Consider the following 20,357-nt stretch of genomic DNA (forward strand, 5'->3'; position numbering starts at 1 on the left):
CCCCTAAACCAAGAGACTGACATGCCCGTTGATGCTCTCTACCGCGACGACTTCTATCTTTCGACAGCCGAAGCGGAGGTGACGACCATCCACGAAGACGGCGGCATCGAGCTCAATCGCACCTGCTTTTACGCCGCATCCGGCGGACAACCAGGCGATACCGGTTTCCTGGAGAGGGCCGACGGCACGAAGATCGCGCTCACCCAGACGAAGCATGGCGCCACCAAGGACATCATCATTCACGTGCCGCTCGAAGGCGAACCCCAGCCGCTCGTCGGCGAGAAGCTGACGCTGCATGTCGACTGGGCGCGCCGTTACCGGCTCATGCGCATGCATACCGCCTGTCATCTGCTGTCCGTGGTCTGCCCCTATCCGATCACCGGGGCGGCTGTCGGGGAAGAGGAGTCGCGGGTCGATTTCGACATGAGCGAGACGATCGACAGGCATGAGGTCACGGCGAAGCTCATGGAACTCGTCGGGCAGAACCATCCGGTTTACGTGCAGTGGATCACCGACGAGGAGTTGAGCGCCAATCCGGGCATCGTCAAATCCAAGAACGTCCGCCCGCCGATCGGCATGGGCCGCGTCAGCCTTGTTTGCATCGGCGCGGATTCCAGCGTTGACAGCCAGCCCTGCGGCGGCACACATGTCTCCGAAACGCAGGAGGTCGGCGCAATTCACATCGCCAAGATCGAGAAGAAGGGCAAGGAGAACCGGCGTTTCCGCATAAGGTTCGGCGCACCGGGCGCTGAAGCCTGATTCTTTCGATTCAAATGGAGGTATCCCATGAGCGAAACCAGCCGTTTCGTCGTTTCGTCCGAGTGGCTTCAGAATGCGCTCGGCAGTCCGGACCTCAGGGTCGTCGATGCTTCCTTCTATCTGCCCGCTCAGAATCGGGACGCGGATGCCGAATATGCCGCCGGTCATATCCCCGGCGCCGTCCGCTTCGATCATGACAAGGTCGCAGACCATTCAACCGGCCTGCCGCATATGGTGCCGGCACCCGAGGTCTTCGCCGAAGCGGTCGGCAAAATGGGCATTTCGGAAAACGACCGTATCGTCATCTATGACGGGCCCGGCATCTTCTCCGCGCCGCGCGGCTGGTGGCTGTTCCGCATCATGGGCGCAAGGAACGTCTATGTGCTCGACGGCGGGCTGGATGGCTGGAAGGCAGAAGGCCGGCCGCTTGAAACCGCCGTCCCCTCGCCTGCGCCCGTTACCTTCATGCCGCAGTTCCGAGTCGACAAGGTGATCGATTTCCACACCATGCTTGAGATTGTCGGCGACAGCTCGCGGCAGATCGCCGATGCGCGTTCTGCCGGCCGCTTTTCCGGCACCGAACCGGAACCCCGCGCCGGCATGCGCTCCGGCCACATGCCCGGCGCGCGCAGCCTTCCCTCCGGCACGTTCTCGGTGAACGGCAAACTCAGGCCGCTGCCGGAATTGAGACGGGCAATCGAAGACGCAGGCATCGATTTCGGGCAGCCGGTGGTGACGAGTTGCGGCTCCGGCATCACCGCCGCAATCATCACGCTGGCGCTCGAATCCCTCGGCCATGAAGACAATGCGCTCTACGACGGTTCCTGGACCGAGTGGGGCAGCCGCCAGGATACGCCGGTCGTCACAGGCCCACCGTCACCCAAAGCTGCCTGATTGCCATGGCGAAGAAGTCAGCATCGCCCAAGGCTCCTCTCAAGGCCCATGTCACGCAACTGGAAATGACCGCGCCGCCCAAGGCCAGCCTGCCGGTGCCCGTCAACATCCAGACGGCGATCATCCGCGCGCCGGATATTCCGCTCCACTACTACCGTTACCTCTACCGGCAGGTGGGCAAGCGCTGGCACTGGTATAAGCGGCTGCGGATGACCGACGAGGAACTTGCCGCAGCGATCCATGATCCGCGCGCGTCGGTTACCGTGCTTTACGTCAACGGCGCGCCGGCAGGCTTTTTCGAACTCCGGCAGGAGAACGAGGAGGTCGTCGAGCTCTCCTATTTCGGGCTGTTCGAGCGGGCGATCGGGCTCGGTATCGGCAAATGGTTCCTGCTGCAGGCGCTCTATGCCGCCTGGCAGGACAATCCGCAAAAGGTTACCGTCACCACCAATACGCTCGACCACCCGCGCGCCCTGCAGCTCTACCAGATGATGGGCTTCTCGCCCGTCTCGACCTACGAGGCGCTGGTCCAGCCGATGACGGACGCGGAATTGCTCAAAGCGCTGGACGCCTGATATCCCGGCAAGAAACGGGTGGTTTTATGCTCCGCTCGGCGGCATCTCTTGGCAACACCGACAAAGGAGTTTTGCCATGACGATCGCCTTCGTAGCCATGCCGACCAAAGATGCAGCTCATCTGTGGAACGGCGGACCCGACGCCTACGGTCACCATCCGGAGACAAAGGTTTCGGATGGCCCGGGCTATCCCTGCCGCCATTGCCTGAAAAACATCGATGCCGGCGAGGAACTGCTGGTTCTCGCCTATCGTCCGTTTCGTGAGTTGCAGCCCTATGCGGAAACGGGACCGATCTTCCTGCACAAGCAGGCATGCGAGCGCTATGCGGCGGAAGAGGTCTTGCCGCCGATGCTGTCGAGTTCGGACTATATCGTGCGCGGATACGGCCATGACGACCGCATCGTCTACGGCAGCGGCGCGGTGACGCCGACGGAAAAGATCGCCTCCCGTGCGGAGGAATTGCTCGCCCGCGAGGACATCGCCTATGTGCATGTCCGCTCGGCGCGCAACAATTGCTATCAGTGCCGGATCGATAAAGCCGAAGCGCCGGCATTTGCGGATACAGGAATTGCCATCTGAGCGGGAGCGGAACCATGACCAGTCTCGATGCACGCGCCATTGTCGACCGGATGTTTGCAGTCGAAATGGCCTTCCTGACGTCGAATGAAAAAGACATCCGGCAACTGGCGAAAGCTTTCGCGGATGATGTCGTTGTCCGTGAACCCGCATCGCTGCCCTACGGCGGCGACTGGCGCGGCCTCGATGGAATTGCCAGACTTTTCGACAGGATGAACGATGTCTGGAGCAATATGGACTTGAAGGAGCTCCATGTCACCGGAGCGCCGGACCGCATTCACCTCTCTTGCACGCTGACAATGGTGGCCCGTTCCACCGGCAAGAGCATTACACAACCGTTTTGCGAATTCCTCCACTTCCGGGACGGCCGCCTTGCGGAGGGAATTCCGTTTTACTACGACACCAAGGAACTGCTCGACATCATGGCATGAAAAGAGCCGCCTGAGCGCGGCTGCTCCGGCGGCCTGTCTTCATGCTGTATTGCCGGTATGGGAAAGCGCCGGTGGTAAACCGGCGCTCCGGCAGGAGGATCACGCGTCGTTTTGGTTCCGGTCTTCAGGACCGTCCAGGTCTTCCGCGATATCAAGCAGCAGCTTGACGATCTCTCCGGCCTTCTTCTCGTCCGTTTCGAGCTTGCGGGCGATCACCTCGCGCAGGTTCAGCATGGCGGCGTCGATGCTGCGGGGCAGAACAGGGCCGCCGTCGCTGCCACGGCGCTGCGACCGCTCCTGCTTTTCACGGATGCGTTCGGCGAGCTGCGACAAACGATCGAGGATGGTCGAGGCAAAGCTGCGGTTCTCGTCGAGATATTTGCGTCCCTCGTCGGTGATCGCATAACGCTTCTTGTTGCCGTCGGCTTCGGCGGTCACGTAGCCCGCCTCCTCGAGATAGGTGAGCGTCGGATAGATGACGCCCGGGCTCGGCGCGTAGAAACCGTAAGTCAGGTCCTCGATGTGCTTGATGATCTCGTAGCCGTGGCGCGGTTCCTTCTCGATCAGGGCCAGCACAACGAGACGCAGATCCCCCTGCATCAGGAAACGGCCGATGCGGCCGTCGCCCTCGTCACCGAAACCGCGACCGCCGCCCGGTCCCCCACGACCGCCAAACCCGCGACCGAACCCGCCACCGCGCATGGCGAACATTTCCTCGAAACCTCTTCGGCCACCGCGTTCGCCGCAGCCGTTCCGTCCATCAAATTTGTGTCCAAACATCGTTGTCTCCTTCAGACTATCTTTCGATATATCTAAAGATAGTCCATTGGTTAATTTCGTCAACAACTTCGATATATCGAAATTATATCTAATTGATTTCAAAAAGAGAAAAAGCGCCAACAGAAGCCTGTCGGCGCTTTTTCGGGTCAGCGATCAATCAGCTCAGTGATTTACAATGTCTTAGATATATCGAAACCTACCGCTCACGCCACATTCAGCAGGCTTTCCGGCGCAAAGGCCTCGTAGCCCAGCGCTTCGGCAACCGCCCGGTTGGTTATCCTGCCCTTATGGACGTTGAGGCCGTTACGGAGATGCTTGTCCTCGGCGATCGCCCGCAGGCCACGGTCGGCAAGCGCCAGGCCATGTTGCAGCGTCGCGTTGTTCAACGCATGGGCAGAGGTGATCGGCACGGCGCCCGGCATGTTCGCCACGCAATAGTGCACGATGCCGTCGACCTCGTAGGTCGGTTCGGAATGGGTCGTCGCATGCGAGGTCTCGAAGCAGCCGCCCTGGTCGATCGCGACGTCGACCATGACCGCGCCCTGCTTCATGCCGGAGAGCATCTCGCGGCTGACAAGTTTCGGCGCGGCGGCGCCTGGAATGAGAACTGCCCCGATGACGAGATCGGCGGAGAAGACTTCCTCTTCCACCGCGTCGATGGTCGAATAACGGGTATGGACGCGGCCACTGAAGATATCGTCGAGCTGGCGAAGCCGCGGCAGCGAGCGGTCGATGATGGTGACATCGGCGCCGAGGCCGGTCGCCATCTTGGCCGCATGCAGGCCTACGACGCCGCCGCCGATCACCGCGACCTTCGCCGGCAGAACACCCGGCACGCCGCCGAGCAGGATGCCGCGGCCGCCATTGGCTTTCTGCAGCGCGGTTGCGCCCGCCTGGATCGCCAGGCGTCCCGCCACTTCCGACATCGGCGCAAGCAGCGGCAGGCCGCCGCGCTCGTCGGTCACCGTCTCGTAGGCGACGGCGGTCACGCCGGATGTGATGAGGCCCTTGGTCTGTTCCGGATCGGGAGCGAGATGGAGATAGGTGTAGAGGAGCTGGCCTTCACGGAGCTGCACCCATTCCGTCGGCTGGGGCTCCTTGACCTTCACGACCATGTCGGATTTTTCGAAGATCTCTTTTGCCGTGCCGACGATCCTGGCGCCGGCGGCGATATAGGCGGCATCGTCCGCGCCAATTCCGGCGCCCGCCTTGGTTTCGATCAGGACCTCGTGGCCATGGGCCACATATTCACGCACCGCGCCGGGCGTCAGGCCCACACGGTATTCATGGTTTTTGATTTCCTTCGGGCACCCGACACGCATACAGCGTTCCTCTCAGTTTGGTGGCTTTCGCCGGTTGACGTTCCCAAATCCAGAAAACCAGAGAATCGGTGAAATGTCCTTGCGAAGAGGAATTGCGAAAATACCATTTTTCGCGGATTATTGCGTCTTGAAAGAGATCTTCGAAGGATATTCGAATGGGCAACCTGGATACCATCGATCTTGCGATCATGCGAACGCTTCAGGACAATGGCCGCATCTCCAATGCGGACCTGGCCCAGCGCGTCGGCCTGTCGCCTTCCGCCTGCTCGCGACGGCTCGATATCCTTGAAAAGAACGGCACGATTAGCGGCTATCACGCACGCCTTTCCAACAAGGCGCTCGACTACAAGATGATGGTGATCGTGCATATCTCGCTGTCGGGCCAGTTCGCCAAGACGCTCGCCGAATTCGAGGCGGCGGTGAAGCTCTGCCCCAATGTGCTTGTCTGCTACCTGATGTCGGGCGAATACGACTATATCCTGCGCGTCGCGGCCAAGGATCTTGAGGATTACGAGCATATCCACCGCGACTGGCTGTCGGCCCTGCCCCACGTGGTGAAGATCAATTCGAGCTTCGCGCTGCGCGAAATCATCGACCGTCCCAATGTGGGGCTGTGACCGGAATCGCTCGACTTTTACGGATCACTCTAAACGCGCCTCAACCTGTCCCTGATATGGAGTTTCCCTGAGAACGGCAATTGAGGGATGTCATGCTCAGCAAGACCATCGGGATGAAGACCCGCAGCGCAGCCCGCCAGAAGACACGCATCTATGGCACGGTCAAATATTACCATCAGCAGACAAAGGGGCGCGTCGTCGATCTTTCCGCCACCGGCATGGCGCTCGACCTCGGCGGACCGTTTCACGCTGCCAACGGTAGCCCGGTCAAAATCGAAAGCGAGGAACTCGGCATTCTGGAGGGCACGGTGAAATGGTGCCACCGTGGTCGCCTCGGCATCCAGTTCCGGCCGAACTCGAATGCAGCGGCCCAGGTCTCCTCCTATTTCCGCTTCTTCCACAAGGAAATCAGACCAGTCATCGCCCGGTGACATCGCGGGGCCGGCGCGTTCGCCGACCATCGGCGAACCACGCGATTTCCCCTGTCATTATACTGATGCAAGCGCGTGCGATTGCGCTAAGCTGATCTCGCAAAAGACCCCAGAGGGAGATGTCCATGTCGTTTCTAGCCGGCTTTCAACCCATGACCCGCCGTTCACTTCTCGGCGGCATCGCTGCGTCTTCGGCGCTCGTGATGCTGCATCCGTTCGCCGCCCGGGCAGCCGCCAACCAAGCGCATCTGCGCATCATGGAAACGACCGATATCCACGTTCACGTCTTCCCCTACGATTATTACGCCGACAAGCCGAACGATACGCTGGGCCTTGCCCGCACCGCCTCGATCATCGACGCGATCCGCGCCGAGGCCGGCAATTCGATGCTGATCGATAATGGCGACTTCCTGCAAGGCAATCCAATGGGCGACTACATCGCCTATGAGCGCGGCATGAAGGATGGCGACGTGCACCCGGTCATCAAGGCGATGAACGTGCTCGGTTACGACGCCGGCACGCTCGGCAACCACGAATTCAACTACGGCCTCGACTTCATGTTCAAGGTGCTCGCCGGTTCCGGCTTCCCTTGCGTCTGCGCCAACCTGACCAAGGGCCAGCTCGCCTCAGACCCGAAAAAGGACGAGCTCTTCCTGAAGCCCTACGTGATCGTCGAGAAGCAGATCCGTGACGGCTCCGGCGCGACAAGCCCAGTCAAGGTCGGCTTCATCGGGTTCGTGCCGCCGCAGATCATGGTCTGGGACGCCAAGAACCTCGAAGGCAAGGCTCAGACCCGCGACATCGTCGACGCCGCCAAGGCCTGGGTGCCTGTCATGAAGGAGGAAGGCGCCGATATCGTCATCGCACTCTCCCACTCCGGCATCGACGGCAGCGGCTTGAGCGACCGCATGGAAAACGCCTCGCTTTATCTGGCGGGCGTCGATGGCATCGATGCGGTCTTTACCGGCCACCAGCATCTCGTATTCCCCGGCCCGAAGGATTTTGAAGGCATTACCGGCGCAGACATCAAGAAGGGCACGCTGATGGGCAAGCCGGCCGTCATGGGCGGCTTCTGGGGCTCGCATATGGGCCTCATCGACCTGCTGCTGGAAAAGGACGGCAAAAGCTGGAAGATCGTCGACTTCACCACGGAAGCCCGGCCGATCTATCATCGCGACGAGAACCGCAAGATCGTCGCCGACGTGAAGGACAAGGCGGAAGTCACCGCTGCCGTCAAGGACGAGCACGAGGCGACGCTCGCCTATGTCCGCCGCCCGGTCGGCAAGACATCCGCGCCGCTCTATTCCTATTTCGCGCTGGTCGCCGACGATCCGTCGGTGCAGATCGTCTCGAACGCCCAGACCTGGTACATCAAGGACATGCTGAAGGAAGGCCCGTACAAGGACTATCCCGTCCTCTCCGCGGCGGCTCCCTTCAAGGCCGGCGGCCGTGGCGGCGCGGAATATTTCACCGACGTGCCGGCAGGCGACATCGCCATCAAGAACGTCGCCGACCTCTATCTTTATCCGAACACGGTGCAGGCCGTGCTGATCACCGGCGAGCAGGTCAGGAACTGGCTGGAAATGTCGGCCGGCATGTTCAACCAGGTCGAGGCCGGCGCCAAGGACGCGGCGCTGCTCAACAGCAGCTTCCCGTCCTACAATTATGATGTGATCGACGGCGTTACCTACCAGATCGACCTGTCGCAGCCGGCTCGCTTCGACAAGGACGGCAAGCTCGTCAATCCGGATGCCCACCGCATCGTCGATTTGCAGTTCGACGGCAAGCCGATCGATACGGCCCAGAAGTTCGTGGTCGCGACCAACAACTACCGCGCCGGCGGCGGCGGCAAGTTCCCGGAAATCGCCGGCGACAAGGTGATCTTCGTGGCGCCCGATACCAACCGCGACGTGATCGTCCGCTACATCGTCGAACAGGGCACGATCAACCCCTCAGCGGACGCCAACTGGTCGTTCAAGCCGCTGCCGGGAACGACGGCGATCTTCGAGACCGGCCCCAAGGCCCGTCAGTTCGCCGGCGAGATCAAGGGCGCCAAGATCGAGGATGCCGGCGACGGCGAGAACGGTTTTGCGAAGTTCCGGCTGGTGCTGTAACGCCGATCGAAGATGTTGGAATGCCACGGCAGCCCTCGGGCTGCCGTCCTCCTTTGAAGGAAACCCGATTCCATAGGTCCAGATGGCGATGCCTACGTTTCCCTTCCAGCAGGTCGACGTCTTTTCCAGCGAGCCGATGCGAGGCAATCCGCTCGCAGTGGTCGTCGGCGCGGATGTGCTGACGGACGAGCAGATGCAGGCTTTCGCCAACTGGACCAACCTCAGCGAGACCACCTTCCTGCTGAAACCGACCGATCCCAGGGCGCATTACCGCACACGGATATTCACTCCGAAGCAGGAACTGCCTTTTGCCGGTCATCCGACGCTCGGCAGTTGCCATGTCTGGTTGTCTCAGACCGGCCAGCCTCCGGATGGCGACATCATCCAGGAATGCGGCGCCGGACTGGTGCATATCCGTCGCAACGGCAGACAGCTTGCTTTCGCCGCACCTCCCCTGCAGCGCAGCGGCCCGGTCGATCCGGCGCTGGTCGATCGCATCGCTCGCGGCCTCGGCGTGCCGATAGCGGAGATAAAGGATGCCAACTGGCTGGATAACGGGCCGGACTGGATCGGCATTCTCCTGTCGTCCCGCGCAGACGTACTTGCCATCCGACCCGATTACAGCGCGCTCACCGGACTTCGCGTCGGCGTAGTCGGCCGCTTCGATCCCGAGACGGACGGAGACGATGCGGCATTCGAAGTACGTGCGTTCAGCAATCGGGGTACGGAGGATCCGGTTACCGGAAGCTTGAATGCCGGCTTCGCCCAATGGCTGATCGGCAGCGGCATGGCGCCTGAAAGCTATGTCGCCGCCCAGGGAACGGCTCTCGGCCGGGCGGGTCGGGTCCATGTACAACGGGACGGTGACGACATCTGGATCGGTGGAGATGTCGTCACCTGTATCCGGGGGACGGTCGACCTCTAAAGGCGCTTATCAGGCCGCTTCAGCCTTTCCGCTGTCGACCCGCTGCAAAAGCAGCTTCAGCTCCGGCACCGGCTTCTTTTCGATGCGGCGATAATCGCTGCCGTCCCGCTTGCGCGTCACGAGGCCGAGATCGAAAAGATCGCGGCGCAGAAGTGCCGCATCACCGAAGAGGTGCAGCGTGTTCAGGAACTCGCTGATCTCGCGCTCCGTAAACGTGCGGCCACGCGGGATCTTCGACCACAGGAACCAGAGGCACAACTCCTGCTGCGAGCGCTTGCCCGGCCAGCGGACGATCCGGCCCTCACGATCGAAAACGCGCATGGTTTTCAAGACGCGCGCCTCATCAGGCCCGGGTTCCGGAGCCGCCGCGATATTCCAGCTGTCGAGCACGTCCGAGGTCTTCGTAACGGAACGGAAATGCTGGTAGTTGCGGAAACCCGCGGCACGGCTCAGGAGATTGAGCGTCTCCACATGGCTCGGCTTGTGGTCGAGCCTGCCGATCTGTTCACGGACGGACTTCGCGAATGCCGAAAGGTCGGCGATCTCCATGGGAAAGATGGATCTGGACATAACCTATCCTCAAATGCGCCGTTCCATCTGGATTGTCGTTGGTCGCCGTCTTGTCGACTTCGGCACGGGATAAGTGCTGATCATCTTGACTGGAGCAGGTTTAGCTTCCCTTTCGGGACGGCGACGCCTCGGTGAACTGCAGACCGTGGCGCCGTTATAGCAGAGGCCGGGATATGGTCAACTCGGTCGCGTGCAGTCATTCGGCCGCAACCGGCAGGGCATGCGGCGTGTCCAGCCCCAACATCTCCTGGAACTCCCCATGGCTCGGACAAGCGGAGAGCCGTCGCTGAAACGCCTCGATCAGCCATTGACCGGCCGGGCCCGGCGGATTGGATGTCCTTCGTATGGCATAAAGTGGATATTCACCCTGCTCGTATGCGTCGAGCTTCAGCGCGACCAGCTTGCGCTCCATGATATCGCGGCCGGCGACGGAAGCCGGCAAACCGCCCCAGCCCAGCCCGCCCCTGATCAGCTGGTACTTGGTGGCGATGTCGCTCACCCGCCAGGTCTTGTAGGAGAGCACGTTGAAGTCGCGCCCCTTGGTGATGCCGGATTGATCGGTCACGACCATCTGGACCTCTTCCCGCACGTCGGCAAGGGTCAGCGGCCGATCAAGCCTGGCGAGGGGATGATCGGGAGCAGCGACCGGGATCATGAAGGAATGACCGATCTTTTCGGCAATGAGGGTATCATCCTGCCTCAAGAGCGCGCCCCCCAAACCGATATCGGCGCGACCGTTGATCACCATATCCATCACCATGCCGAGTTCCCCGACATTGAGGTTCAGCGCCACACTCGGAAAATTTTCGCGAAATTTCCGCAGTTCCGTCACAAGAGCCTCGGTGGGCACCATGACGCTGATTGCCAGCGAGATCTCGGCTTCGAGCCCTTGCTTGATGCTCTTCGCGCGGGCGCGCATCACCTGCAGGTCGGCGACGATCCGGCGCGCATCGGTGAGCATCGCCTTGCCCGCTTCCGTCAGCTTCGGCTGGCGCGCGCCGCTGCGCTCGAACAGCGTCATCTCAAGCTGGGCTTCGAGATTGCCGATCGTATAGCTCACCACCGACTGCGCCCGGTTCAAAGCCCGCGAGGCGGCCGAGAAACTGCCCGTTTCGGCGACCGCCAGAAACACCTGCAACTGGTCGAGGGTCGGATTTGCATCCATAGGTCATCATCCAATTTATAGATAGATAGCTTCGATATTATCTCAGTTTAATCGATGGCAGTCCATCCCTATCTTCCAGCACGAAGCAGACGGGACCTCCCACTCGTCGCGAAAGTCAAATCTCCAGATAAGGAAGAAACACATGTCCTCCATTCTTCTTGTCACGTCGAGCCCGCGTGGCGATGAATCGCTGTCCAGCAAAGTCGCCCAGGATCTCTCAAACGAGCTGAGCGCACGCGACAACGGGACATCGATTGTCCATCGCGATCTCGGCGCCAACCCAATCCCGCATCTCGACAGCGTGACGACGTCCGCCATCCGTAAGGCTCCCGCCGACCGTACGCCGGAAGAAGCCGCAGCAGCCGACTATTCCGACAAGCTGGTTGCGGAACTCATGGCCGCGGATACGGTGGTCATCGGAACGGGTCTCATCAACTTCAACATCTACTCCACGCTGAAGAGCTGGATCGACAATATCGCCCGTGCGGGCCAGACGTTCCGTTACACGGAAAACGGCCCGATCGGCCTTGCTACCGGCAAGAAGGTCTATGTCGTGCTGGCATCCGGCGGCGTCTATTCCGAAGGTCCCGCAAGCGGCATGAACCATGCCGTGCCCTATCTCACCACGGTGCTCGGTTTCATGGGCATGACGGATGTGGAGGTCATCTATGTCGAAGGCCTCGCCTTCGGCCCGGAAGCCGCCGAGAAGGCCATCGCCGCTGCCCAGCAGCGCACCCGGCAGCTTGCTCTCGCAGCCTAAGCCCCCGTCCCGGTCTCTGCCGAAGCGAGCCTGCCAGAACGGCCGTGGACATTGTCCCGGCCGTCTTTCTTTGCCCGGTAGAGGCGTTCGTCCGCACATCCGAGAAGCGCATCCTGTAGGTGGCCATCTTCCGGTGCGGTGGCGACGCCGATGGAGACCGTCACGCACTCACCGTCCGGCCGCATGACTGAGCGGCAGATCTCGATCCGCAGACGATCAGCAAATGCGAGTGCGTCTTCGTGATCCATATCAGGCAGGATCAGCACGAATTCCTCGCCGCCGAATCGGGAAAGATGGTCTCTGGGTCTCGAATTTATCCGGAGCCGGGCAACGACGTCTTTCAGGATCTCGTCGCCCTTCAGATGGCCGAAGCGGTCGTTGACTTCCTTGAAGCGATCGACGTCGATCATCACAAGGCTCAACTGTCCTCCCCGATCAAGACAGCTCCGGATCATATCCGGCACTTCCGCATCCAGGCGACTGCGGTTGAACACTCCGGTCAATCCATCGACGCCGCTTTGGGCAAGAAGGGCCTGATAGCGTTCGCGAAAGGTAAGAGCGTGGAAGATGTCGGTGATCTCGCGGGCCGATCTCGCAAACCGTGGTATCTGTTCGATCTTCAGATAGGCCGCAAAGAGGAGCGAATAGAGCGCGACCGCCAGGAGCTTCGCCCACCAGCCGCCCAGGAATACCGAAAACGGCGCGTCAAAGAGAAGATTGAGGGCCGCATAGAAGCCGACCTGGTCGAAGGTCAACAGAGCGGCGCCACTTAACGCGAACCGCAGCGCCACGTGGTTGCGGAAAAATCGCCCGAGCCGCTCATAAAGCAGAATGATGCCGATCGCGTCGATATAGAGCAGCGCAGTTCCCCAGACCATCAGCCACCCCATCTCGTCCAGGAAGCTCATGTCCGCACTGCGGCCGCCCGGCAGCGCAACGACCTCGTGGAACTGCAGGAGCTGGGCGATGCCGACCGTCAGCAGATTACCGAGGAAAAGCCCGTAGATTGGCTGGCGGACGGTCGCCGCATCCTCCTTCAGGTAAAGCAGCAGGATCATCATCAGCTTGCCGGCAAAGAAGACCGAAGAGCCGGGAGAAACGGTGCCGAGGGGAAGCTCGATATAGAAGACCGCCGCAAGATAGGTCTCCATGAAATGCATGACGCCCAGTGCTGCCAGAAAGACTCCAAGGCCAAGCTGTCGCCGGAAATGCAGGAAGGTCGTCATGACGGTAAAATAAATGACGGCTTCCAGCAGAAACAGTCCGAGGTTGAACCATTGCATCGATCTGCTTTCAACTTTGCAGAGGGGTCAAGCCTCTGTAACAACTTCCTTTTTGGAAGCTCGAATCTTTGTAATTATGGCGGTTATGCGCCATGGTGCAATAACGGCCGAACCGGTTCAGCCTGGAAAACGGGATAATCTTTGATCTGCGGCAGTTTCTTCGGGATGTTTCGGAGCTGGATGGCGATCGCCGGAGCGATATCGCGCGCATAGAAAGGGCATCTGAACAGATTGTCCAAACTATCGTCGATCGTTTAATTTTCAGTGATTGCCGCAATTGCCTGAGACGCCGGGTCAGGCGGAGCGCGACTTTTCTCCGTCGGCAAACAGCGATGAACCGTTCTGATCGATGATCTGCTGCGCCTTCTTGATCGTGTATTCCACCGCATCGTCCATCGAGGTGAAGACGTCGGCACGGACGAACTCCCGCACCAGCACATCGCCGTTCACTTCCTTCTCGATACGGCCTGCCAACCGGAACTGCGAGCCCTCTCGAATCGGCGCCGGATAGATGAGGCAGCCGCCATGCTCGACGGGCTCCACGGAATTGCCGGCCGGCTCGGCGGATTTGCCGCCGCCGGAGAAGATCGAAAGGATACTGGACAGAAACGAAGCCATGGCGGCTGCCTAGCATATTCCGCAACCGCCCGGAAGCGGTTATCTCGGAAAAGTCGCAATCGAGCCGGACCAAGATTCCTGTCCCAAATCCGATTCGGAGTGAGCCCCGCATGAGATGGAAAATAGCCGCCACGGTGCCGATCGTGATCGCCGCTGCGCTCTGGCTCGGCAATACGTCGCTGTTTTCGCAATTTCCCGAAGGCAAGCCGCTCCGGATCATCGCCCATCGCGGCCAGCACCAGCTCTTCGATGCGACCAATGTCGGCAACGACACGTGTACGGCAAGCCTCATGCTGCCGCCGACACATGACTTTCTGGAGAATACCGTCGCCGGCATGAAGGCCGCCTTCGACGCCGGTGCCGACGTGGTGGAACTCGACGTGCACCTCACGCCCGACAAGCAATTCGCGGTTTTCCACGACTGGACGCTCGACTGCCGCACCGACGGCAAGGGCGTCACCGAACAGACACCGATGGCCGTCCTGAAGACGCTCGACATCGGCCACGGATATACCTCCGATGGCGGCAGGACCTTTCCATTGCGCGGCAAGGCGATCGGCCTGATGCCCACATTGCCGGAAGTCTTCGCGGCGCTGCCGGAAGGCCGTTTTCTCGTCAACTTCAAGAGCCGCCGCAAGGAAGAAGGAGAGGCCCTCGCCGCCCTCCTCGAGACGGAGCCCGCCTTCCGGCAGGCGACCTTCGGGGTCTATGGCGGCAACGAGCCGACCGAGACGAGCATGGCGCTCGTGACCGGTCTGCACGGCTATTCCGCCCGCACGGCAAAATCCTGCCTCGTCAATTACCTGGCGCTCGGCTGGAGCGGCCACGTGCCGGAAGCCTGCCGCAACGGCCTGGTGCCGGTGCCGGCCAATCTCGCGTTCCTGATGTGGGGCTGGCCGGAGCGTTTCTACAACCGCATGCGGGCCGCCGGCTCGGATGTCATCCTGATCGGACCGTTCGAGGCCGGCGATTCCGGCAGTTCCGGCATCGACGATCGGGAGGCCTGGAACATGGTGCCGGATGGCTTTCCCGGATTTGTCTGGACGAATGTCATCGAGAAGACGCGCCCTGAGGTCGATCGACGCGGCTTCTGTGCCCTGCCCGCCAAACCGGTCATCTGCGCGAAATAGACTTTTCGCCGTCACGGAGCCTGCCTATCATCCCTCCCGTTCGGAGGGAGTGCCGGATGCGAAGAAGTTTTCTGTCATGGCGGGCGATCATCATGGTCACGATGGTCCTCATCACCGCCTTCGGAGTGATGCTGATGGCCGGACCGCGCCTGCCTGCTGACGGGTTCCCCGCTTTCGACAAAGCCCGCCTCGGCACCGATATCGACGCCTATCTTGTGACCGCCGAAGGCCGCTTTTCCGACATCCGGCCGGGTGCCGCCAGACATATCGTCTGGGCCGATCCGGCGACGAAGGCCAGGATGCCCCTTGCGATCATCTATATCCACGGTTTTTCGGCATCGGCCGAGGAGGTCAGGCCCCTGCCCGATCGCGTCGCGTCCGCCCTCGGCGCCAATCTCTATTTCGCAAGGCTTGCCGGCCACGGCCGCACCGGCCAGGCCATGGGCGAAGCGGCGCTGGAAGACTGGATGGCCGACTTTTCCGAAGCGCTTGCGATCGGTGAGGCGCTGGGCGACAGGGTGATCGTCATGGCCACTTCGACCGGCGCCTCGCTTGCGACGCTCGCGCTTGCCGATCCGCAGATCGCATCCCGCGTCTCCGCAGCCGTTTTTCTTTCACCCAACTATGGCATAAACAGTTTTGGCGCCTTCCTGTTGACGACGCCGGTCGCACCGCAACTCTCCCAGCTGCTGCTCGGCCCCACCCGCAGTTTCACGCCGTATAACGAAAGACATGCCGCCGCCTGGACGACGGAATACCCGACCAAGGCGCTCCTGCCGATGGCGGCGCTGGTCAAGCTTGCCGTCGCAAGCCCGATCGAGCAGATCAGGACGCCGGCTCTCTTCCTCTATTCGGCGCGCGATCAGATCGTCCGGCCGGACAAGGTGCGCGCAATCGCCGGTCGATGGGGCGGGCCGTATGAGATCGTCGATGTCGGCACGACCGGCGATCCGATGAATCACGTCATCGCCGGCGACATCATTTCACCAGCCACGACCGGGCCGCTCGCCGATAAAATCACCGCCTGGCTGAAGAAGACGCTCGGCCTCAGATGATCAGGCTCGCGAGGATGTCGTTCTCGGTAATGTCCTGGTAGCCCATGCCGGCCGCCTCGAATCGCTCGATCAGCGCGGCGAAATTCTCCGGCCGCGTCGTCTCGATGCCGATCAGGATGGAGCCGAAATTGCGGGCGGATTTTTTGAGGTATTCGAAGCGTGCGATATCGTCTTCGGGGCCTAGCAGGTTCAGGAAGTCGCGCAGCGCGCCGGGGCGTTGGGCGAGCCGCAGGATGAAGTATTTCTTGACGCCGGAATGGCGCATCGCGCGCTCCTTGACGTCCGGTAGGCGCTCGAAATCGAAATTGCCGCCCGAGACGACGCAGACGACCGTCTTGCCGGCCAGCCTTTCGGGTCCAAGTGCTTGAAGCGCCGTGATCGACAGGGCGCCGGCCGGCTCCAGCACGACGCCCTCGACATTCAGCATGTCGATGATCGTCACGCAGATGGCGTTCTCGGCCAAAAGCAGGACCTGGTCCGGCGAAAAGCGCTTCAGCGCCTCGAAATTCAGGTCGCCGATGCGCGCCACCGCCGCGCCGTCGACGAAATTGTCCAGCTTTGCCAGGGTGATCGGCTCACCGGCCTCCAGACTTTTCTTCAGGCTGGGCGCGCCTGCGGGCTCGGTGAAGACAAAGTTTTCCGGCGCCACCACGCCATCGAGGTAACCGGTCATGCCCGACGAAAGCCCGCCGCCGCCGACGGGCATGATGACAAGATCAGGCCGGACACCCGCCGGCAACTGTCCGACGATTTCGGCCGCCACCGTCGCCTGGCCCTCGATGATATCGGGATCGTCGAAAGGCGGCACCATGACGCCGCCGATCTCCTCCACATGAGCGCGGGAGGCCGCATAGCACTGATCGAAGATGTCGCCGATCAGCTTTATGGTGATGAACTCGCCGCCGAACATGCGCGTCTTGTCGATCTTCTGCTGCGGCGTCGTCACGGGCATGAAGACCACGCCCGGCACCTCGAAATGGCGGCAAACGAAAGCGAAACCCTGGGCATGATTGCCGGCCGAAGCGCAGACGAATGTCTTGCCTTGCGCGCCGGCGGCGATCGCCTTGCGGAAAAAATTGAATGCGCCGCGAATTTTGTAGGAACGGACGGGAGACAGATCCTCGCGTTTCAGCCAGATCTCGGCGCCATAACGCCGGCTCAAATGCTCGTTCAGCTGCAGCGGCGTTTCGGGAAAAATCCCCCGCATTGCAGTTCTCGCGTCGTCCACACCTGCCTTCGTCACGATAAACCGTCCATTGAAATCTGAAATCGGTCCCGCTATGCCATAAGCACTCGGTCCAGACAAAGCTTCTTTCTGTTGCCGCCAACCTGGGACAACCTATTCTTGAACGCCAGTCTTCTCCGGTCCACTATCTATATCTCGGCGCTCTGCGGCCTCTATCTTTCCGTCGCGATGTTCCTGCCGGCGATTGTCGACCTTTACAACGGCCATGACGACTGGCAGGTCTTTGCCATGTCCGGTGTCATGGTGGGCGGCTTTTGCGCGGCGGCAGCGCTGGCGACGCGCGGCCCTCCGCCGGTCTTCAACAAGCGCTTCGGCTTTCTGCTGGTCAACGTCCTGTGGCTGGTCTTCTCGATTGTCGGCGCAATCCCGCTTTTTCTCGCCGAATACAACCTCTCCTTCGCGCAGGCGCTGTTCGAATCGATATCGGGAATCACCACCACGGGCTCGACGGTGATCGTGGGGCTCGACGACCTGCCGCCGGGCATCCTGCTCTGGCGTTCCCTGCTCTGCTGGCTCGGCGGCATCGGCATCGTCGCACTCGGCCTTTTCGTGCTGCCCTTCCTGAAAGTCGGCGGCATGTCCATCTTCAAGCTCGAATCGTCGGAAACCGACAAGCCTTTCGCACGCCTGGCGAGTTTCACCCGTGCCTTCCTTGCCGTTTATGTGGCTCTCACCATCGCCTGCGCGATCGCCTACGACCTTGCCGGAATGAGCCATTTCGACGCGGTCAACCACGCCATGACCACGATCGCGACGGCCGGCTTCTCGACCCATGACGCCTCATTCGCCTTTTTCGGCAGCAACACGATCCTGGTGATCGGCGCGATCTTCCTTGCGATTTGCAGCCTGCCCTTTTCGGTGCTCATCCTGCTTGCGGTCAGGAACCGACTTGACGCCGCGCGCGATCCGCAGATCCTCGTCTTCCTGGGGTATCTTTGCGGCATCTCGATCGCTCTTGCCGTCTATCAGCACCTGAGAAACGGCGTGGAGATGAGCAATGCGCTCATTCACGCATTCTTCAACATGACGTCGATCGTTTCGACAGGCGGCTTTGCGAGCGACGATTACACGCAATGGGGACCTTTCGCCGTGCTGCTCGCCTTCTTCGCGACCTTCGCCGGCGGCTGCTCCGGTTCCACGGCCGGCGGCATCAAGGCCTATCGTTTCGTGGTAATATTCAATGTCGTCCGCGCCGGGCTCAGCCGTCTCGTCTATCCGAACGCCATGTATACCGTGCGCTATGGCCGCGTGACGGTGGATGCCGAGACCCAGCGCGGCGTCTTCCTGTTCGTCAGCCTCTACATCTTCCTGTGGGTGGTCGGCAGCATCGGCATGACGCTGTTGGGCTACGATATCCTGACAGCCACCTCGTCGGCCATTACCGCGCTTTCGAATGTCGGCCCCGGCATCGGCCCGATCATCGGCCCGGCCGGAAACTTTTCGACGATCAGCGATCCTGCCCTCTGCCTCCTTTCCCTGATGATGCTGCTCGGGCGTCTCGAAGTCCTGACCGTGCTCGTGCTGCTGACGCCGGTCTTCTGGCGGCATTAGGCCGGAACGCTCAGAAAACGGACAGGGCCGCCGGGCCGGTCGTCATCGAATACCGCGCAGGAAAGCGCGCCGCCGAAGACGCAACCGCTGTCGATATTGGTGCGGTTGCCGACCGTCCTCGGATTGCCGGAAAAGGGCGTATGGCCGTGGCAGACATGCCGTCCCCAGAAGTCCGCCGTGTAGTCCTCGGGAAACCGCTTCCAGAGCAGATCATGTTCCCGCTGCCGATCAAGCGGCATGGTTTCATCGACGCCCGCATGCACGAAAATGCGGTGATCATCGACATGGATCGCCGGCAGGGCCGCGCACCATTTGATCACGTCATCCGGTACGGTGCCGCCGAAGGAGGCCAGCGTCTGATGGCCGCCGTTTTCAACCCAGATTGCCTTCTGCCGGCCGCCATACCGGCAGGCGCGGACCATCATGTCCTCATGATTGCCCTTGAGGGTCGTCCAGCGCCAGCCGTCCTTGCGGGGGCCTGCCATGACGAGATCGAGCACACCCCTGCTGTCCGGACCACGGTCGATGTAGTCGCCGACAAACACGACATGCCCCGAAGCCTCCTGCTCCTCCACGTGGCCGAGCATGTCCACAAGCTCCCGCAGGCAGCCGTGGATATCGCCGATGGCAAAGGTAAAACACAAGGCATTTTTCCCTGACGAGGTTCATCGGGATGGAATTCTAGCAGAAAACCGCGATGGGCGTGGTGCGGACGACGGGAATCGAACCCGTATGACCGAAGTCGAGGGATTTTAAGTCCCTTGCGTCTACCAGTTTCGCCACGTCCGCGCCGCCGCTTTTTCAACGTCTTAGGCGAAAAAAGCAAGAGCATGTTTTGCAGTTGATCCCTCGCGTTTTGCAAATGTCTGTTCTCTCGGCGTTCTCGCCCTATCATCTATCGGATGATAGATCCCTCCCCCAGCCGTTTCTCCGGGAAACGAAAAACGCCACCTATTCTGCCAGATGGCGGTCGAACTGCCATTGCAGGATCTTATAGAAAGCGCGGTCAAGGTGGGCTGGGATGATAAGGAAGTGCTGGCGGCCGGCGCCAATGCGGAGGTGGAAGCGCTGTTGCAAGGGCTGAAGCGGAAGCTGGAATAATGGTGAAAAGGAGAGATCCTTTCGGCCCGTCTATTTACATAACATCCACAGGTCGCCTGCCTATATGGGACACGCCTTGACTATTCCGGCGACGATGGCAGGTCGCACGTATGACCCCTGCCCGCTTTTCAGAGTGCCTGCTGCACATTCGCTGGACGCCGATCAACATTGCGTCGGCGCTGCAATGTGAGCTGTTATGGATCGAGGCAATGGAGGCTGGCAACGAGGAAGTGTCGGCTGGCCTTGCTGCGTGGCTTGAGACACTGGCACAAGCGCACGAGGCTCTGCCACCACCGACGACAACCGTGCCAGACCGGAACATAGCCCCTCTTCTGCAGTTCGACATTCAGGACACGCGCGGGGACTGTCAGGAATTTTGTGTCTGAGGCCATGATGATGGAAAGGAGAATCATCACATGGCCATTGAGAAGGAACTTTTGGATCAGCTTCTCG

At 61.0% G+C, this 20,357-nt stretch carries 23 protein-coding genes and 1 tRNA gene; 15 read left to right on the top strand and 9 right to left on the bottom strand.

Features of this window, described 5'->3' with window-relative positions:
- The first annotated feature begins 21 nt into the window (after nt 1-21).
- The 5 genes from J2046_RS31975 to J2046_RS31995 all read left to right on the top strand — a co-directional run bounded on the left by J2046_RS31975 (nt 22) and on the right by J2046_RS31995 (nt 3,236).
- Nucleotides 22-759, top strand: a complete 738-nt coding sequence (locus J2046_RS31975) for an alanyl-tRNA editing protein (RefSeq protein ID WP_210058697.1) — start codon at nt 22-24, stop codon at nt 757-759.
- Nucleotides 760-786: 27 nt separating this feature from the next.
- Complete coding sequence (sseA, locus tag J2046_RS31980; protein ID WP_210058699.1) at nt 787-1,653, top strand: 3-mercaptopyruvate sulfurtransferase; 867 nt, start codon at nt 787-789, stop codon at nt 1,651-1,653.
- Between the two features lie 5 nt (nt 1,654-1,658).
- Nucleotides 1,659-2,228, top strand: a complete 570-nt coding sequence (locus J2046_RS31985) for a GNAT family N-acetyltransferase (protein WP_210058700.1) — start codon at nt 1,659-1,661, stop codon at nt 2,226-2,228.
- 76 nt (nt 2,229-2,304) lie between these two features.
- Complete coding sequence (locus tag J2046_RS31990) at nt 2,305-2,808, top strand: DUF1203 domain-containing protein (protein WP_210058702.1); 504 nt, start codon at nt 2,305-2,307, stop codon at nt 2,806-2,808.
- 14 nt (nt 2,809-2,822) lie between these two features.
- A complete protein-coding gene (locus J2046_RS31995) occupies nt 2,823-3,236 on the top strand; it encodes a nuclear transport factor 2 family protein (RefSeq protein ID WP_210058703.1) in 414 nt (137 codons plus the stop codon).
- Between the two features lie 99 nt (nt 3,237-3,335).
- On the opposite strand, the gene J2046_RS32000 is transcribed toward J2046_RS31995, so the two are convergent.
- Complete coding sequence (locus J2046_RS32000; protein ID WP_210058705.1) at nt 3,336-4,016, bottom strand: PadR family transcriptional regulator; 681 nt, start codon at nt 4,014-4,016, stop codon at nt 3,336-3,338.
- Between the two features lie 203 nt (nt 4,017-4,219).
- Entirely contained in the window at nt 4,220-5,338 is a 1,119-nt protein-coding gene (ald, locus tag J2046_RS32005; protein ID WP_210058707.1) for an alanine dehydrogenase, read from the bottom strand.
- Nucleotides 5,339-5,493: 155 nt separating this feature from the next.
- Between ald and J2046_RS32010 the strand changes: the two genes are divergently transcribed.
- From J2046_RS32010 to J2046_RS32025, 4 genes are all read left to right on the top strand, one after another.
- Nucleotides 5,494-5,955 (top strand): Lrp/AsnC family transcriptional regulator, encoded by a 462-nt coding sequence (locus J2046_RS32010; protein WP_210058708.1) that lies wholly within the window; start codon nt 5,494-5,496, stop codon nt 5,953-5,955.
- A gap of 92 nt (nt 5,956-6,047) precedes the next feature.
- The gene (locus J2046_RS32015; RefSeq protein WP_233470426.1) at nt 6,048-6,386 is read left to right on the top strand and encodes a PilZ domain-containing protein; all 339 of its coding nucleotides are present in this window, start codon (nt 6,048-6,050) and stop codon (nt 6,384-6,386) included.
- Nucleotides 6,387-6,511: 125 nt separating this feature from the next.
- On the top strand, nt 6,512-8,500 hold the full coding sequence (locus tag J2046_RS32020; protein WP_210058709.1) for a bifunctional 2',3'-cyclic-nucleotide 2'-phosphodiesterase/3'-nucleotidase: 1,989 nt from the start codon (nt 6,512-6,514) through the stop codon (nt 8,498-8,500).
- Nucleotides 8,501-8,588: 88 nt separating this feature from the next.
- Nucleotides 8,589-9,425, top strand: a complete 837-nt coding sequence (locus J2046_RS32025) for a PhzF family phenazine biosynthesis protein (RefSeq protein ID WP_210058710.1) — start codon at nt 8,589-8,591, stop codon at nt 9,423-9,425.
- 9 nt (nt 9,426-9,434) lie between these two features.
- Here the strand turns inward: J2046_RS32025 and J2046_RS32030 are convergent, their stop codons facing one another.
- Both J2046_RS32030 and J2046_RS32035 read right to left on the bottom strand, forming a co-directional pair.
- Complete coding sequence (locus tag J2046_RS32030; RefSeq protein WP_210058711.1) at nt 9,435-9,995, bottom strand: DUF2087 domain-containing protein; 561 nt, start codon at nt 9,993-9,995, stop codon at nt 9,435-9,437.
- Between the two features lie 196 nt (nt 9,996-10,191).
- Complete coding sequence (locus J2046_RS32035; protein ID WP_210058712.1) at nt 10,192-11,160, bottom strand: LysR family transcriptional regulator; 969 nt, start codon at nt 11,158-11,160, stop codon at nt 10,192-10,194.
- Nucleotides 11,161-11,302: 142 nt separating this feature from the next.
- Between J2046_RS32035 and J2046_RS32040 the strand changes: the two genes are divergently transcribed.
- The gene (locus J2046_RS32040; RefSeq protein ID WP_210058713.1) at nt 11,303-11,920 is read left to right on the top strand and encodes an FMN-dependent NADH-azoreductase; all 618 of its coding nucleotides are present in this window, start codon (nt 11,303-11,305) and stop codon (nt 11,918-11,920) included.
- Here the strand turns inward: J2046_RS32040 and J2046_RS32045 are convergent.
- The gene (locus J2046_RS32045) at nt 11,917-13,203 is read right to left on the bottom strand and encodes a GGDEF domain-containing protein (protein WP_210058714.1); all 1,287 of its coding nucleotides are present in this window, start codon (nt 13,201-13,203) and stop codon (nt 11,917-11,919) included. The two genes, J2046_RS32040 and J2046_RS32045, sit on opposite strands and share 4 nt — an antisense overlap.
- A gap of 294 nt (nt 13,204-13,497) precedes the next feature.
- A complete protein-coding gene (locus tag J2046_RS32050; RefSeq protein ID WP_210058716.1) occupies nt 13,498-13,821 on the bottom strand; it encodes an HlyU family transcriptional regulator in 324 nt (107 codons plus the stop codon).
- A gap of 110 nt (nt 13,822-13,931) precedes the next feature.
- Here J2046_RS32050 and J2046_RS32055 point away from each other — a divergent pair, with 110 nt between their 5' ends.
- Both J2046_RS32055 and J2046_RS32060 read left to right on the top strand, forming a co-directional pair.
- Complete coding sequence (locus tag J2046_RS32055; RefSeq protein WP_210058718.1) at nt 13,932-14,951, top strand: glycerophosphodiester phosphodiesterase family protein; 1,020 nt, start codon at nt 13,932-13,934, stop codon at nt 14,949-14,951.
- A gap of 56 nt (nt 14,952-15,007) precedes the next feature.
- A complete protein-coding gene (locus J2046_RS32060) occupies nt 15,008-16,006 on the top strand; it encodes an alpha/beta hydrolase (protein WP_210058720.1) in 999 nt (332 codons plus the stop codon).
- On the opposite strand, the gene ilvA is transcribed toward J2046_RS32060, so the two are convergent.
- On the bottom strand, nt 15,999-17,213 hold the full coding sequence (gene ilvA / locus J2046_RS32065; RefSeq protein ID WP_233470428.1) for a threonine ammonia-lyase: 1,215 nt from the start codon (nt 17,211-17,213) through the stop codon (nt 15,999-16,001). The two genes, J2046_RS32060 and ilvA, sit on opposite strands and share 8 nt — an antisense overlap.
- A gap of 138 nt (nt 17,214-17,351) precedes the next feature.
- Between ilvA and J2046_RS32070 the strand changes: the two genes are divergently transcribed.
- Entirely contained in the window at nt 17,352-18,803 is a 1,452-nt protein-coding gene (locus J2046_RS32070; RefSeq protein WP_210058724.1) for a TrkH family potassium uptake protein, read from the top strand.
- Here J2046_RS32070 and J2046_RS32075 read toward each other — a convergent pair.
- Nucleotides 18,800-19,447, bottom strand: coding sequence for a metallophosphoesterase family protein (locus tag J2046_RS32075; protein WP_210058726.1), 648 nt, complete (start codon nt 19,445-19,447; stop codon nt 18,800-18,802). The genes J2046_RS32070 and J2046_RS32075 overlap by 4 nt on opposite strands.
- 60 nt (nt 19,448-19,507) lie before the next feature.
- Nucleotides 19,508-19,592: transfer RNA gene (locus J2046_RS32080), tRNA-Leu, on the bottom strand.
- A gap of 174 nt (nt 19,593-19,766) precedes the next feature.
- Here J2046_RS32080 and J2046_RS32085 point away from each other — a divergent pair.
- A complete protein-coding gene (locus tag J2046_RS32085) occupies nt 19,767-19,904 on the top strand; it encodes a hypothetical protein (protein ID WP_210058728.1) in 138 nt (45 codons plus the stop codon).
- Between the two features lie 110 nt (nt 19,905-20,014).
- On the top strand, nt 20,015-20,290 hold the full coding sequence (locus tag J2046_RS34045; protein WP_233470427.1) for a hypothetical protein: 276 nt from the start codon (nt 20,015-20,017) through the stop codon (nt 20,288-20,290).
- Nucleotides 20,291-20,357 lie beyond the last annotated feature (67 nt).

The sequence above is a fragment of the Neorhizobium petrolearium genome, assembly GCF_017873175.1.
Lineage (GTDB): Bacteria > Pseudomonadota > Alphaproteobacteria > Rhizobiales > Rhizobiaceae > Neorhizobium > Neorhizobium petrolearium.